The 16,288-nt window shown below is 43.2% G+C and carries 14 protein-coding genes; 4 read left to right on the top strand and 10 right to left on the bottom strand.

From position 1 onward, the window contains the following. Window positions 1-348: 348 nt before the first annotated feature. The 10 genes from HXT48_RS02530 to leuS all read right to left on the bottom strand — a co-directional run bounded on the left by HXT48_RS02530 (window position 349) and on the right by leuS (window position 12,305). Window positions 349-906, bottom strand: a complete 558-nt coding sequence (locus HXT48_RS02530; protein WP_410310350.1) for a SixA phosphatase family protein — start codon at window positions 904-906, stop codon at window positions 349-351. A 9-nt stretch (window positions 907-915) separates the two neighbouring features. After that, window positions 916-2,052, bottom strand: a complete 1,137-nt coding sequence (locus tag HXT48_RS02525; RefSeq protein ID WP_076002925.1) for a tRNA (adenine-N1)-methyltransferase — start codon at window positions 2,050-2,052, stop codon at window positions 916-918. Window positions 2,053-2,112: 60 nt separating this feature from the next. After that, entirely contained in the window at window positions 2,113-3,156 is a 1,044-nt protein-coding gene (gene tsaD, locus HXT48_RS02520) for a tRNA (adenosine(37)-N6)-threonylcarbamoyltransferase complex transferase subunit TsaD (protein WP_119522722.1), read from the bottom strand. A 21-nt stretch (window positions 3,157-3,177) separates the two neighbouring features. Further along, window positions 3,178-3,708: a ribosomal protein S18-alanine N-acetyltransferase gene (rimI, locus tag HXT48_RS02515; protein ID WP_004108249.1), complete on the bottom strand. Its 531-nt coding sequence runs from the start codon at window positions 3,706-3,708 to the stop codon at window positions 3,178-3,180. A gap of 25 nt (window positions 3,709-3,733) precedes the next feature. Beyond that, window positions 3,734-4,561 (bottom strand): tRNA (adenosine(37)-N6)-threonylcarbamoyltransferase complex dimerization subunit type 1 TsaB, encoded by an 828-nt coding sequence (gene tsaB, locus HXT48_RS02510; RefSeq protein ID WP_004108251.1) that lies wholly within the window; start codon window positions 4,559-4,561, stop codon window positions 3,734-3,736. 113 nt (window positions 4,562-4,674) lie between these two features. After that, window positions 4,675-5,247: a tRNA (adenosine(37)-N6)-threonylcarbamoyltransferase complex ATPase subunit type 1 TsaE gene (gene tsaE, locus HXT48_RS02505; protein WP_102703169.1), complete on the bottom strand. Its 573-nt coding sequence runs from the start codon at window positions 5,245-5,247 to the stop codon at window positions 4,675-4,677. Between the two features lie 111 nt (window positions 5,248-5,358). After that, window positions 5,359-6,357, bottom strand: a complete 999-nt coding sequence (gene holA, locus HXT48_RS02500; protein ID WP_421793161.1) for a DNA polymerase III subunit delta — start codon at window positions 6,355-6,357, stop codon at window positions 5,359-5,361. Between the two features lie 66 nt (window positions 6,358-6,423). Further along, on the bottom strand, window positions 6,424-8,115 hold the full coding sequence (locus HXT48_RS02495) for a ComEC/Rec2 family competence protein (protein ID WP_421793160.1): 1,692 nt from the start codon (window positions 8,113-8,115) through the stop codon (window positions 6,424-6,426). A 7-nt stretch (window positions 8,116-8,122) separates the two neighbouring features. After that, entirely contained in the window at window positions 8,123-8,938 is an 816-nt protein-coding gene (locus tag HXT48_RS02490; protein ID WP_248893411.1) for a ComEA family DNA-binding protein, read from the bottom strand. 382 nt (window positions 8,939-9,320) lie between these two features. Beyond that, a complete protein-coding gene (gene leuS, locus HXT48_RS02485; RefSeq protein ID WP_421793158.1) occupies window positions 9,321-12,305 on the bottom strand; it encodes a leucine--tRNA ligase in 2,985 nt (994 codons plus the stop codon). Between the two features lie 240 nt (window positions 12,306-12,545). Here leuS and HXT48_RS02480 point away from each other — a divergent pair, with 240 nt between their 5' ends. The 4 genes from HXT48_RS02480 to HXT48_RS02465 all read left to right on the top strand — a co-directional run bounded on the left by HXT48_RS02480 (window position 12,546) and on the right by HXT48_RS02465 (window position 16,235). Then, a complete protein-coding gene (locus HXT48_RS02480) occupies window positions 12,546-12,986 on the top strand; it encodes a hypothetical protein (protein ID WP_012914287.1) in 441 nt (146 codons plus the stop codon). A 74-nt stretch (window positions 12,987-13,060) separates the two neighbouring features. Beyond that, a complete protein-coding gene (locus HXT48_RS02475; RefSeq protein WP_012914288.1) occupies window positions 13,061-13,504 on the top strand; it encodes a DUF2871 domain-containing protein in 444 nt (147 codons plus the stop codon). Between the two features lie 82 nt (window positions 13,505-13,586). Further along, window positions 13,587-14,402 (top strand): fructosamine kinase family protein, encoded by an 816-nt coding sequence (locus tag HXT48_RS02470; protein WP_076002930.1) that lies wholly within the window; start codon window positions 13,587-13,589, stop codon window positions 14,400-14,402. 123 nt (window positions 14,403-14,525) lie between these two features. Beyond that, entirely contained in the window at window positions 14,526-16,235 is a 1,710-nt protein-coding gene (locus tag HXT48_RS02465) for a hypothetical protein (RefSeq protein WP_421793156.1), read from the top strand. Window positions 16,236-16,288: the final 53 nt, after the last annotated feature.

Raw genomic sequence — 16,288 nt, 5'->3', positions numbered from 1 at the left:
TTTCGATTTTTCTTCTTCGCTTGGCGAATCAGCAGCCTGCGGCTCTGCGCGACGACCTGCCGAAGCGCTTAAAGCGTAGCGCGCGAAGGCAACTCGGAGCGGAAACTCGCTTAAGTTGGAAGTCCAATGGACTTCCAACGCGAGTTTCGTAGCAAGCGCGTTACCCGCGCGAGCGTCCGCGCTCAGTGCGAAAAATCTCAAATCTCTACCACACTGGTATTCGTGCAACTAAAGTCACGAAATTAAGCTACGGGTGGGTGCGCAGCGGGGGGATTATTTTTTGGCGTGGTGTGGGCGGCAGCACTGATGCTAGTGTGCCTTGAACAACAGAAATCAGCGCATTCTTAGCTAGGCAAAGGATTTGGGCGTAAGGATTGCGAGAGCAGTAGCACCGCGCAATCCGCAAGTCGCGAATGGACGATCAGACACAAGCACCACAACCGACGCATTAGCAAGCCCCAAACGCATCGCCCCAAGCACATCCGGATCCGATTCAGGCGAAGAAAGCCACTGCGCAGCCATCGACATCGTCGGCTCATGCCCAACAATCATCGTCGTATGAACATCGCCTCGAATCGCTTGCAACTCGTCCATAACAGATTGCATGCCGCCATCATAAAGACTTTTGCGCGACTCAACCACAGGAGAGTCGCCAAAACGCTTCAACATGCGTTTCAAAGTTTGCTCAGTGCGATTCGCACTAGAACACACAATATAATTCGGCACAAGCTTCAAAGATTCCAAGCCTTTTGCCATAATTTTCGCCTGCTTCAAGCCCTTATCAGTAAGACCACGACCCCAGTCGTCGCCCATTTCAGGAGCTTCAGCCTTCGCATGACGCATCAGCAACAAAACGTACTTACTATGATGTGCTTTCTTCATAAGCTTTTTCATTGGTGATGCCATAATGCTCTCCTACTTAGCTTGATTATGCGCTGATTGTTGTGCAGACTGCGAATCTTGCAAATCTTGCGACTGCGAATCTTCCGGCAATTGCGCAAGCTGCACGTCTAAATCACGTAAAACTTTACGCAATTTACGATCCGAAATATCGCGCAAAGACAAGTCTTCCAACTGTTCAGCGCGCTCTTCTGCTGTCATATCGTCAATATCGCTCACAGTATCTTTAGTACCGTGTTCACGCTTCTTCAAAGCACTAAAACCTTCAGCCATTGCGCGTGAAACAATCAAAAATCCAGTGTGACCAATCATCGCGTGATCCGGGCGCACAGCCAAACCTTGAGCTTTCCAAGTGCGCTCCAATGTTTCTTGAATTTCTGGCTCAGTCCACATGCCACTTTCTCGCAAAGCTTCAGCCATGCGAGACATTTGCGTAGTAGTCGTAACATACGCAATAAGCACGCCTCCAGGCACAATAACGCGATGTGCTTGTTCAAGGCGATTCCAAGGGTCAAGCATGTCTAGCATAATGCGATCCACGCTGTGCGCATCTAAGGTTTTTGCAACAGAATCAAAATCGCCAGTAAGCAAATTCCACCATTCTGGTCGCTTTCCGTAGTACAAAGTTGCGTTAGATTCAGCAATTCGTGCAAAATCCGGGCGAAGCTCAATCGTAGTAAGCTTTCCGCACTCCCCAACTGCGTCCAAAAGGCTTAAGCTCATCGCGCCAGAGCCTGCCCCCGACTCCAAAACGCGCATGCCAGAACGAATATCTCCTAAAGCGATTACTTGCGCAATATCTTTCGGATACATAATTTGCGCACCCCTAGGCATAGAAAGCACGTAGTCAACCATGCGCGGCCGCATAACTACATAATCCCAGCCACCAATAGCGCGCGCCGCCTTCCAAGGTTTGTTGGACGATTTAGAAGGATCAACAATAGTTTGTTGCGTTTCGCGCTTTGCGCTAACAGTAGTAATTACAACGCCTTCGCTTTGACCAATCACGTCGTCGTGACAAATAAGACCGTGCTCAGTTTGCGTAACCCCGCCTGCAACAAGCTGTGCAGTAATTCGCTTACCTTTACGATCGGTGAACTGAATCTTCTCACCTACTCGTAACACTCCACTACGCGAATTAACTGACTGCACAAAACACCTCACTTATTTTTAGAGCACGATTTCTTAGCGCGACTTTTATTATTTCTACTATTATAAGCTCACCGTCGTAAGCGGCATAGCAGAATCGATTGCAAAATCAGGAGCAGAAGGACGAACCCCTGCTTCTACCAAATTCACGCCTAGCATTGCAACCATCGCACCGTTATCCGTGCAAAGCTTAAGCTCTGGCAAACGCACTTCAATTCCATGCTCCTTGCCGCAAGCCAACAAATGCTCGCGAAGCTGCGAATTAGCGGAGAATCCGCCACCAATCATAAGCGTTTTAGAACCGTACTGCTCGCAGCCCATCATAGCTTTTCTAGAAAGCACTTCCGCCACAGAATTAGCCAAAGAAGCACACACGTCATCAACTGGAATTTCAAGACCCTGAGCTTCACGCGCTTCAACCCAACGAGCAACAGCAGTTTTTACACCCGAGAAGCTGAAATCGTACGGATGCTCTTTGCCGGAACGACCTTGCGTTAAACCTTGCGGAACTTTCAAAGTATTCGGATTTCCAAGCCTTCCATGCCTATCAATATGAGGACCACCCGGGTATGGGAATCCAAGCAATCGCGCAACCTTATCAAAGCACTCGCCGGCAGCATCGTCCAAAGTTGTGCCAACAACGTCAATACTTTTAGCAATATCGTTCACGTGAAGAAGCGAAGTGTGACCGCCGGAAACAATTAAAGCAAGTACATCTTCCGGCACATCGCCGAATTGCAATTGCGTTACTGCAATATGCCCAATTACATGATTAATACCATAAATCGGCTTATTTGCAGTCCAAGCTAATGCTTTAGCTCCCGAAACTCCCACAGCTAAGCAGCCAGCAAGACCAGGACCTGCGCTTACTGCAATCGCGTCAACATCGCTTAAATCCATGTTTGCGTCTGCTAAAGCTTTAGAAACAACCGGCACAAAAGCTTCAGCGTGCGCACGAGAAGCAATTTCTGGAATCACACCGCCGTAGCGCGCATGCTCTTGCATTGAAGATGCCACCACATTTGACACCAGCGTGCGTCCGCGCACAATAGCTGCGGCAGTTTCGTCACAAGTTGATTCAATTCCCAATACGATTGCTTCGCTCATTTTATTCCTCGTTATTCCTCGTTATTCCTCAGTTCCGTTATTTTTTGCGGTTAGATCAGCGCACATTGTGTACGCATCCACACCTTCCGGCTGATAGTAACGTTTTCGCAAACCCATTTTCTTAAAACCAAAACGTTCATACAACGCGAGCGCAGGAACATTGTCAACTCGCACTTCTAGCAGCATGCGTTTGGCACCAATTTTTTCTGCGGTTTTGATCATAGTTGATAAAAGTTCCGCCGCTAAGCCTTTTCTTTGATATTTTTTCGCAACGCCAATTGTCATTATTTGCGCGTCGTCGCCGTCAAACCAGTAGCCAGCATACCCGCATAACGTATGCGTATTTTCGTCGATTTGAGCGTAATACGCGCGCATAGGAGCTTGTAATTCTTGCGAAATCATGCTCTCATTCCATGAGCCTTTGCCAAACAAGTCAGCTTCAATAGGCGCTATTTTTTGCGCTAACTCATCGCAAGTAAAATCGCACTTTGGAACTATATTGCAATTCTCGGCTACTGCTGGAAATTGAGAACGCGTTATATCAACAATCATAATTACTCAAATCGTTAAAACGCTTCTATTTCTCTTTTGCCTTATTCGCTTCGCCAGAGCCAAGCACATGCTTAAGCGGATTTGGCACAGACACGTCCGGACGGCGCAAATACAGCGGTTCAACAGCTTTTACGTACTCATCTTTATTTGCACATTCCAAAGAGCATTGCTCGAAAATTTGCAAACCTTGCACACCCAAGTCAAGCGCGCAAACTTCAGCAATAACGCCAACATTGGCAATATTGCGCCAATCTTCAACGTATTTTTTAGCACCGTGACCGAGCACATCCACGCAATAATTTTCGCAATTTTTGCTTGCTAAATACTCATTCACACGAGCCACAACATTTTGCGGATAGTCAATATCCATATTTATCAGCGCATTGCCTTCGCCGTCATACAAGGACATGTACACTTGGCGACGGCGCGCATCATTTAGTGAAAGCACGTAGTGACGAATATTAGAGTCGCAAAAATCCACAGAATCCGGAATATTTAGTAGCAAATCCTTGCAAATAACGCCATTTTTGCGAGCTTTTTCAAACGCACCAGAGCGCATCATCAAACTTTGAGGAAGAAGACTATCACACCCCAAAATTTCAGCATTATTTGCAAACGCGATCGCTTTCGCTGCAACCAATCCCGCGCGAAGACCAGTAAAAGGAGCAGGACCTACTCCCACAACCACGCGATCAATATCCGAAGGCTTAAGTCCCGCGTCCTCCACAACTTTTGCAATATTTACTTGTAAACGCTCCACGTGAGTGCGCGAGTCGGTTTCAACAATCGGCTCATGACCCACAATTCCGACAGTAGAGCCAAATGATGTGTCAATAATCAGCGTATTACTCATATTTATTCCTCGAAATCACGTACCAGACTAGCTTACTCGCTTAGCACAACTTGCGTTATTTACTGCGTTATTTACTTATGTATTACTCACGTATTACTCTGCCTATTTCTTAATTACAATTTTGCAAGTCGATTAAGCCAATCCTTGCCGACAGCTTTCAAAGTTACGATTCGCTCACCGTCGCTAGTAAAATCGTCTACTTGCGAAGAATCAATAGGTCTTGCAATATGAACTTCTAAACGCTCAGCAGCAAGCACTCCAGCCATTTGCTCACCCCACTCCATAAGCACAACAGTGCCGTCTCCCGGCTCTTCCAAAGCTTCGTCAAGCCCCAAAGATTCAAGCTCGTCAAGTAAACGCGAAACAGTATCTTGACCCGGAGCAAAATCTTCGCCACCCAAACGGTAAGCGTCAACGTGAATTAAAGTCGCAGGCTTGCCATCCGCAAAAGTGCCATGCAATTCTCGCGCAATCGTAAAAGTTGGAGACACAATCGGCTCACTAATTGAAAGCCCTGCGCCAAAACCTTGCGCAAACGTTGTTTTACCAGCTCCAAGAGGGCCAGAAAGCAGCAGAACGTCGCCTTCTTTAACTAGTTTTGCCACAGCTTTGCCAAGCTCACGCATATCAGCATCCGTAGGCACAGTACAAACTTTTTGCTGTTCTGACACCGTTTCTTCTTTCATACTTAACACAATCTTTCTAATTTGCAGTTATTAATTTACGATTTTTAATTTACGTTTCCTATTTACGATTCCTATTTGCGATTCTTAATTACGATTCTTAATTTACGCTTTCTAATTTCCTCGAGCCGCAATGAGCATAATACATTTTTCAAGCGCATAATTCGCGTCACTAGATCCGCCTTTGCACTGCTCATCCGCCCAAGCTAAAGATTGTAAACATTGAGAAACACCTGCACTATTCCATCCAGCAAGCTGACGCATTGCCATTTTAAGCGCCCACGGGTTTACTTTCGCTTCAGCACTAGAAATCGTGCCGTTGCGAATTGCCATTGCGAGCGCAATTACGCGTACTTTTGCAGCCAAAGCACCTATTAATGCTATGGCGTCAACTCCTTGAGCAATTGCAGTTCTTGCTGCAAGCACAGCAGAACCTGCATGACCTGCAACAGCTTTATCCGCAACAAAAAAGCCGGTAACTTGCGGATCTGCAATCAAGTATCGATCGACAATATCAAGCGTTATTGGATTATCATCATAATCGAAGCATAATTGCGAGCATAATGCTGCAAGCTCTCCTGTTTTACTTCCCAAAACTGACACAAGACGTTGTGCTGCTTGAGGCTCAACGCTTCGATTGTGACGCTCAAATATGCTCATAACGAAATTGAGCTTTGCATCGTCTTTTTTAAGATCCGGTACTGTAATTGTGTTTGCGCCAGCTTTCGTAAGGCGCGTAATAATAGACTTTCCTTTAAGCCCACCTTCGTGACGTGCAATAACCCAAGTTGCAGAAGAGTCTACAAAATTATTTTCACTATTTTGCGCTTGTTTGCAGAAATTTTCGATTGCGTCTACTAAAGACTCGTCTGCTTGTTGCAAATTATTTATTATTACAATCGTTCCGTCACCGAAAAGCGAAGGACCTACAGCTTCGTCAAATGCGTACTGATCCGCAGTTGACGCATCGAGTTCAATAATTTCAGCATCCGGAGCACTTTTTTGAACTTTTTCACGCACATTTCGAGCATTGAGCTCGTTTAAGTAAGCGTCACCTCCAACTACCAGCGTAACTGGCATAACGCGTTGCGCACGCTTATCATTTGCTGCCATAATGCTCCTTAAACCAACCAACTCTTAACCATCATAATATTGCATTCGAATATGCGTGCGTGTTTGCTACTCTTCGAAAATTTTCTCTGCTTCTCGTAACGTTCGCTTTGCCGAAGCAGACCACAGTTGACCAATTATGCTAGCTCTTTGAGCATAATACTTATTGCGAAAAGCGCGCAAAGCTAACATAAACAAAGCCAATATCACAAATTCTGCACACAACATTGCCCACGCTCCTGCAGCACCTTTTATCCATGGAAACACGCCAAAAGATACTTCATCGCACCAACACGCGCACTTTTGCATAAAGCTTGTTCCAATTGATGAAGCTCTAGCGAAAATAAGCGATAATCCATCGTTAAAGCTCGCACAAACTAGTGAAATTAAGCCGCACACTGTTGCCCAATCCATAAGAGGCGCAACTATTAGATTAGCTGGCACAGACATAAATGACACTTCCGGTTGCATAAGAATTTGCACTGGCATAGTCCAAAATTGTGCAGAAAGCGTTATAGCTAGCGCAGAAGCAACACAAGATGGCATATATTTTGCAAGCGTTTTAGAAATCGGCACTCCCATAACAACAATTCCCAAAGTTGCTGCGGAAGAAAGAGCAAAAGCATAGTCCCAAGCGTATGAGGGATTTACCACAAGCACGCCTATAACAGTCCAACTTAAAGCACTAGCTGACTGGTATGGTCGTTTACAACACCATGCAACAGCGGATATTATTCCCATAATTAACGCTCGAAGCACAGATGCAGAAGGGTAAACTATTGCAGCCAAAGCAATTTGCAACGTAATTTGTATTAAAGATATAGACCAATGAGGCAACAGTAATCGTGCGCAAAACTTGCGAATAATCATACTAAGTAGCAAAAAGTGTCCGCCTGAAACTGCCATAACATGCATGATTCCAGCATGTTGAAAATGTTGACGCGTCATATTCGCATAAGTTTCGTCGACCGGCTCAAGTGAACTTGCATCCTCTACTGGCACATATTCTTGCCCAAGCATGCCAACAGTTACTCCAGGAACCAACATTCTGCCTTGCATATCGAGCTTATTTGTTACGTCATAAAACGATTTCCACAAATTACTAACGGCTTTGTGCCAAAAGTCTGAGTCTTGTACAACATGCAAGTTTCGTTGAGTTTTTTCTACATGCAATTCAGGCTTACTACTATCAAATCTCGAAGCTTTCACGCTAACAGGAACGCTTAGGCTCGAACCATAGCTAAGTTGCTTGCATATTGGCGAATACGCATACAGTCGCGCTTGAACATAACTTTTTTGCGCATCAAACTTATGCACTTGAACATTCGCTTGGCAATCTCCTTTAAAACTTCTAGACGAGCGCACAGGAGCAACTACTGTAAATTCTGCAAAATGCGCGTGCTCGGCATTATTTCCTTGAAAATACAGTGCTTTAGTAGGATTATTGCCGCGTATTTCTCGCATAATAACGTCACCAGATATCACATATTGAGTTATGTACGAAAGCATGCACGCAGCTACAAAAACGTTTATTGCTACTAAAACTGTTCTGCGCCATATAAAAAACTTAAATTTTTTGCAAAATATAAAAATCGAAACTATAGTTGCATTGAATAAAACTATTGAAATGCAATAAATTATAGTAAAATTGCATAAGAATTTTCCAATTAAGCACCCAGCCCAGCACGCTGCAGCAACAGGAATCATACGAAAATCACGACTTCCAGAAACGTTTTCTACTTTTTCTACGTTTTCTCGCATAATTCACCTATTTGACGTCAACATTCCCACGGAATTTATTCAAGGTTTTAGGCCCAATTCCTTTAATTTGCATCAAATCTTCTAAACTGCGAAAATAACCAACTCTTTTACGCTGAGCAATAATGCGCGCAGCAGTTTTGGGTCCGATTCCTTTTAAGGTTTGTAGCTGATCAAGCGTTGCAGTGTTTATATTGATTCTGCCAGTGTTACTTTGATGAGAAGCAGTATTCTCGTTGCTTCTGTCGCTTTTGTTATTACTGTCACCTTTGTCGCTTTTGTTATTACTGTCACCTTTGTTGCTTTTGTTGTTGCTTTTACTTCCGTTATTGCCTTTACTTACATCATCTCCGTCACTTACATCACTTCCGCTGTTTTCGTCGCTTTCATTACTTACGCTTTTTTCTTCATCATCATTTTTATTCTTATCTTTTACATTATTAAAAGAAGGCTTTTCGCGACTAGTATCGTCGTTTTCTATTGCAAACGCGCCTGCTTTTTCGTTCTGAACTCGTTGATATGTTAAGGATTGAGAAATGAGCATTGTCAGGCTTGCACAAAGAGCTGCAACTAGTATCAGCATTAAAGCAAGCGTATGTACAGGCTTCATGTGAAATCTAGGAGAAGTTTTGCTACTTATAATTTCTTCATCAAAAGAATTACAAGCTTTTTCGCAATAGTCGTCACTAAAATTTTTACCAAAATTACTGTTAGAAAATTCTTCTAAAGACGTTGCAATTCGTCTCCGAGGCAAATCAGACGCAGGCTTATTAAACCTAAAATTATGCGCATAATTCTGCCCAAAATTCTGCCCAAAGTCTTCCATAAATCCCCCAACTCTTAAAGTTCTTAACTTAACTATTGGGCAACTTATAACACTTCGCAACAAAAATACGCGCCTGTGGTTAAAAGCAAAAAATTAGCAACACCGCTATCTTTTACAATCGTATTACTAACGCAGAAACCGCACTTCGCGAGTAACGTATAACCCCACTTATTCGTTACTAACGCAGAAACCTCGAAAAAAAAATGCTGTGAAGCACGAAAAATCGCTCGCGCGGTTAACGCGCTCGCTACGAAACTCGCGTTGGAAGTCCACTGGACTTCCAACTTAAGCGAGTTTCCGCATTGAAATGCCTACGCGCGCTACGCTTTGAGCGCTCCGGCAAGTCAATGCGCAGCTTAATTAAGCCGACTTTAACCTTGACTCAGCTTTCGTCCGGCACAATAGACACAATCTTCGGAGCCTTCACAATCACCTTGCGCGGAGCCTTACCGCCCAAGCGATCAGCTACAGCTTCTAGCGCAAGCTTTTCAAGCTCAGAAGCGTCAATATTTGGATCAACTTCAAGCTTTGCACGAACCTTGCCCTTTATTTGCACAACGGCAGTAACAGTATCCTCACCAACGTAACGAGCATCTGCAACAGGCCAATCTGCGTGAGCAATAGACTTATCATGCCCAAGCTTGCTCCACATTTCTTCGCAAATATGCGGCGCAATTGGAGCCAACATAAGAACCAGCGGCTCAACAGCTGCTCTCGGCACGTGAGGAAGCGAAGTCAAGTGGTTGTTAAGCACAATCAGCTTAGCAATTGCAGTATTTGGACGCATTGCTTCCATTTCCACAGTCACTTCTGCAATTGTGTTGTTAAGAATCTTCAACGTCTTCTCATCCAAAGCGTCGTCAGTTACCACGCAAGCTCCGGTTTCTTCGTTCACAACGTTACGCCACAAGCGCTGCAAGAATCGCATGCCACCAACAACGTTACGCGTGTTCCACGGACGAGACTCAGAAAGCGGACCCATGCTCATTTCGTACAAGCGGAACGTATCTGCACCGTAGTTCTCGTACATGTAGTCTGGAGTCACAATATTCTTTAAGCTCTTGCCCATTTTGCCGAACTCGCGGTTCACGCTCTCGCCATGCCATGTAAAGGTTGGCTCACCAGCGCTGTTTGAAGCACCTTCTTCAACCTCGTCAGCAGGAACGTACTGTCCGCGCTCATCCGTATAAGCGTAAGCCTGAATCATGCCCTGGTTAAACAAGCGGTGGAATGGCTCAGCAGAATCCACGTAACCTAAATCGTAAAGCGCCTTATGCCAGAACCTTGAGTAAAGCAAGTGCAAAACTGCGTGCTCTACACCACCAACATAAAGGTCAACACCGCCAGAAACATGCTCTTTGCCTGGACGGTTCGTACCCATCCAGTAGTCGTATTCATCACTGTCAACCATGTGCTCAGCGTCGTTTGGATCCAAGTAGCGCATGTAATACCAGCAAGAACCAGCCCAGTTTGGCATAGTGTTGGTGTCGCGATAGTAGGTTTTTACGCCGTCGCCAAGGTCGAGCTGAACTTTTACCCAATCTTCGTTTCGACTCAAAGGTGCTTCAGGCTCCGAATTTGCGTCGTTTGGAGCGTAAGTTTTTGGCTGATAATCAGGAACGTCCGGCAATGCAATTGGAAGCTCACTATCTGGCACTAAGTGAGCAACACCGTCCTCATCGTAAACGATTGGGAATGGTTCACCCCAGTAGCGCTGACGAGAGAACAGCCAGTCGCGAAGTCGGTAAGAAACTCTACCTTTTCCTACGCCTGCAGCTTCAAGCCAAGTCGTCACCTTTTTAATAGCTTCGTCCACGCGCAAACCGTTAATAGACAAAGCATCGCCAAGCTTATGAGTATGTTCTACTGCTGAATTAATAACAATTCCGTCGTGAGAAACAAACGGAGCTTTACCCTCGTAATCCTCCAACTTTTCTTCGGAATCAGGCAAAGGCTCAACAGTGTAAATTACTGGCAAACCGAATGCTTTTGCGAAATCATAATCGCGCTGGTCGCCGCCAGGAACTGCCATAATTGCACCTGTGCCGTAGCCCATAAGCACGTAGTCAGCAGCAAACAGTGGAAGCTTTGCTCCAGTTACAGGATTAATTGCATAAAGACCCGTAAACAAGCCGGTTTTTGCTCCTGCGTCTTCCGTGCGATCTTTAGCAGTCTTCGCGCGAGCTTGAGCTTGATATTCTGCCAAGCCTTCTTTAAGACTTGCGTAACCGCCCTTCCAGCCTTCTGGAACGTCTGCACCCCAAGCTTCTGGAACATGCTCAAGAATTGGGTGATTCACAGAAACAACAGCAAAAGTTGTGCCAAAAAGCGTGTCTGGACGAGTAGTGTACACTTCCAAATCGCGCGTTTCGCCATCCGCACATGGCACTTCAAAGTGCACAGATGCACCGTGAGATTCACCAATCCAGTTTCGCTGCATAAGCTTAACTTTTTCTGGCCAATCAATAGTGTTCAAATCTTCAACCAAGCGGTGTCCGTAAGCGGTAATTCGCATGGACCATTGGCGAAGGTTGCGCTGAAATACTGGGAAGTTTCCACGCTCAGATTTTCCTTCTGCAGTAACTTCCTCGTTTGCAAGCACAGTTCCCAATCCTGGGCACCAATTTACAGGAGACTTAGAAATGTAGGCAATACGGAAGTCGTTTAATACATCCGCCTGCTCTACCTTGTTAAGCTCTTCCCACTTTTTGCCTGCAAATCCTGGGATTTCGCGCTTTCCGCTCTTAAACTCATCAACAAGCTCAGCAATTGGTCGAGCAGAACCTTTTCCGCCGTCTTTGCGCACAAAATCAGTGTCATACCAAGCATCATAAAGCTTCGAGAAAATCCATTGCGTCCAACGCACATAATTTGTGTCAATCGTTGCAAAAGACCTACGAGCGTCAAAGCTCAAGCCCATACGATGCAACTGTCTGCGCATATTAGCAATATTTGTCTCAGTGGTGATGCGCGGATGCTGACCAGTTTGAACAGCATACTGTTCCGCCGGCAAACCAAAAGCGTCGTAACCCATTGCATGAAGAACATTCTCACCCTTCATGCGATGGTAGCGGCTTACAACATCCGTTGCCAAATATCCAAGAGGATGTCCAACGTGTAAGCCTTTGCCGGAAGGATACGGGAACATGTCCATTGCAAAGAAAGAAGGACGACCGTCAGCAAGCTTGCCTTCACCATCCTTCAAATCGCCTTTAACATTAGCAGCCCAGAACGTGCCTTGTTCATCCCAGGTTTTTTGCCAGCGCTGCTCAATATCTTGTGCGAGCTGCGCGTTGTAACGAAAAGCTGGCTCAGCAATAGTAGCTTTGTTGTCAGCTGTTGCATACTGTTGATCGTTGTCGTTCATACCCTAGGACTATAGCGTCTAATATCGTCATTACGCAACACTTTTTACAAGTTTTGTTGATATTTTATTAAGAAAATATGTGGTTTTAACGTAAGTTTTCCTAATATGCGCACAAGATTAAGATTTTATGATTATTTCGCAAAATAAATCATTACAATAGTAAATAAACTTTTTGAGCAAATAAAGATTAGAAAATTAGGTAAAATTCAATAAAACTATAAATATTAAAGAGGTTGTGAATTGAAAGTACAAAAAAATACGTTACTTCTTATTGCTTGCTTAGTTTGGGGAGCTGCTGGTTTTAATATTCTTAAGATTGGCTTATTGGCATACCCAAATTATTTGCAGCCACTAAATTACGCTTTATCGTTATTAGTTTTTGCAATATTCCAATTCCTTATTTTTGGAAAACTCGTTAAAAAACATACTCAAAGAATTAACGGCTATGTGGAAGAAAAGCAGTTTTTCCTTAAATTCTTTGACGTTAAATCTTTTATAATCATGGCTTTTATGATGACTTTTGGAATTGTTCTTCGTGCAACAAATATCGCTCCAGAACGCTTTATTGCCGTGTTTTATACGGGATTAGGCTCCGCATTAGCCTTAGCAGGATTGCTTTTTGGATATCAATTTGTTAAAACTGTATGTCCGCATTACAAAAACACTCATACTATGCAATAGTGCTTACAAACACTTGTAACACCAGCAACATTACTAAGGAATATTTGACTATCACTCTACGTAAGGAAGTTACTATGAATCATGTTATGAAACGTTATATTAATACGTCTTTGTTGTATGCTGTCCTCGCCATGATTGGCGGCGTCTTTTATCGCGAATTTACAAAATTTAATGCTTTCCATGCAAAAAGTATGCTTGCTGTAGTTCACACACACTACTTTATGCTTGGCATGGTTGTTTTTCTGTTACTTATATTAGTTGAGAAAAACTTCAGTTTTAGTAACGAAAAAACTACACGAATCTTAGTAACTTATCATATTGGACTCAACCTCACAGCACTAATGATGGTTACTCGTGGAATTGCACAAGTACTACGTCTACATCTCAGTCCATCTATAGATTTTGCCATAACTGGTTTAGCAGGAATCGGACACATCCTACTTGGCGTAAGTATTGTACTAATCTTATTGCAAATTAAACGCAGCATCGCTCATTGTGCTAATGCTTCAGTAAAATAGTGAGTTTGGGAATAAATCAATAAATATTTTATTAAGTGTGTAGCGCATGTTTCGTATGCGCTACTACGTTAAGAAGGCTTCTATGAACAACGCTGTATATAAGAAAAGTAGATTATACGCTCCTGAGCGTTTCTTTGAATGCGAAGGTAAAGGCTTAAAATGGCTTTCTGAAGCTCACAAATATGGCGGTCCTAGAGTGGCTGAAGTATTTGATTGGGGAAACAGTTACCTTAATATTGAGCGCATTGACACTCACTCAGCAACACCAATGGCTGCATTTGAGTTTGGTGCATCGCTCGCTCATATGCATGATTACGGTGCAAAATATTTTGGGGAGCCACCTGCAGATTACGATGGCACATGCTATTTTGGACCTTTAAGTGATCCAGTTGAAATGCCAACTGGCACTTGGAGTAATGTTATTGACTACCTTGCGGACGGACGATTGCGCCCTATGGTTGAGCTTGGTATTGCTCGCGGAGAGCTTACTCAAAGCGATTTAGATCTTACAAACGAAGTTATTAATGCGCTGCCTGATTTATTAGGAAAAGCTGCAGAAGATAAGCCTGCTCGAGTTCACGGAGACTTGTGGAGTGGAAACGTGTTATGGACTAAAAGTTCAGACGGCGAACACACTGAAGCTGTTCTTATCGACCCTGCAGCTCACGGCGGACACCGCGAAGAAGATTTAGCTATGCTTCATCTGTTTGGAATCAGCTATTTTAGGCAGATTTTAGACGGCTATCAGTCTGTTCATCCACTTAAAGCAGGTTTTGAGCAGCGCATGATTATTTGGCAGCTCTACCCTATTGCAGGACATTGCGTGTTCTTTGGTGGAGGTTACGTGAGCGAATACCGTAATATGTGCGAAAGTCTTATAAAAAGTTCTATAAGATAATTTTGCTCACTAAAATAGCAATGTAAGTATTTAGCACATGGCTATATACAATGTTAGAAGATAGTTACAAGTAGATCACATATAGACAGCAACAGATAGACCACGAAACGAGAGGTCACTACTATGATTCGTTTGTGCAACAAAACTATGCATCGTTCTTTAGTTATGCTGGCAGCATTAGTTACGATGCTTTTTGTTGTTAGCTCGTGCGCAAGTTCAACAAAAACTTCTTTAAAATCTGAAAATAAAGAACAAGCGAATCACGGTAACGTTATTGTTTTTACTCCATCAGACGGATTAGTAATAACACGCAATAAGCCTCTAAGCACGTGGGACATATTGGTTCCAGAATTAATAAAATCGTTAAAAGATAAGGGATTTGACGATAATTCTATTACTACTAAAACTTCTTCTAGCCTTTCAGAACAAAGCCGCGATGTGCAAGATTATGTAGTAAATTTGCTAAGCTCATTGAACAATGCAAAACAGAATAATTCAGGAAAGCACAATTCTGTTTCTGAAAATTCAAAAATCAAAAAACAATTAAGTAAAACGACAATTGTTATAGCTCCATGGACTAGCAAAAACGGCAATAATAACTATGGAGATTATGCAACGTTGCCTGCGTCTAATTCTGAAAATACACAAAAATCAAATACTCAGGACTTAAATTTACAAAATGACGATAACTCTCAATCATCTAAAGATGAGCTTAATGCAGAAAAACGATTGGCATCCTCACTTCGCCTAGCAAAAAAGGCGGGAATCCACGTTGTTATGCTCTCACGGAATGTTAGCGGTTTCAAACCTGATGTGATGTTCCATTTATCTGACGCAAGAACCATTGGCGAAATTCAAGCAACAACTCTGATACAAAAAATCGCTCTAGATCGTGCAACTAAAGAAAATCCACGCTATATTGAAGTTCTTTTGCCATGTCACAATCAAAAAAATATTAATGCAAACAATAATAATCAACAAAATAACAGCGACGAAGCAAGCGAAGATGATGATTCTAACAACAATACGCATGCAAATAGCGAAACAGCATTCCATGATGATTTTGCTAAAGAAGCATTCGCTGGCATTTGGAAAGTTTTGAGACCATATTTTGCTTCTGGAACATTAATAAGCACTTCTGGAAGATTGAATGTGAATAGTAGCGAAAAAGACTGGACCAATGTTGCTTTCGACGCAGATGTAGCTGACTCTGTGAAAAATGAGTTAACAAAACGAATTACGAAAAGTACAAGTCTTTTTTCACACTCAAGGCATCGCGTTGATGGAATTATTGCGCTCGATGATCAAATTGCTTTACAAGCCGTACAAGCACTAAACAATCTCGGTTATGAAGGAAGCGCAGCAGATATAAACCCATCTTTCAATTTGCCGGACGTTATCGGAAACTTCATAGGGAAACGAGATCTTAATAAAAGACCAGTTCCTGCTCCAAAAGATTCTGCAAAGAAATACGAAAAAGAATTACAACAACAGCAGGAAAAAGATGAGGAAGAAGAATCAGAAGCAAAGAAATGGCCAGTAATAACTGGTTATGGCGCGTACAAAAATATTATGCCAAACATTGTGAGCGGAAAGCAATGGATGACAACTATAGAAAATCATAAGCAGATTGTTCAAGATCTTACTGCTACTTGTTATTCTTTGAACAGAAACGGTAAACTTGACAAAAAAATCGCTACAGTGCAAATAAAAATTGAACACGGGGAAACTGTACCTACTGTTAACGAGCAATTAGTGGCAGTAAGCGCAACAAATCTAAAGTCACGTTTAATTGACCCAGGTTACGTATCATTAGCAGACGCAGGCTTGTAAATACAATTTTTGAACGCAAGTTATGGAACGCAAGTTGTGAAATATAAGTTGTG

The sequence above is a fragment of the Gardnerella sp. KA00127 genome (assembly GCF_049244125.1).
GTDB classification, from domain to species: domain Bacteria; phylum Actinomycetota; class Actinomycetes; order Actinomycetales; family Bifidobacteriaceae; genus Bifidobacterium; species Bifidobacterium swidsinskii.
This window is presented reverse-complemented; position numbering and strand designations above follow the sequence as displayed.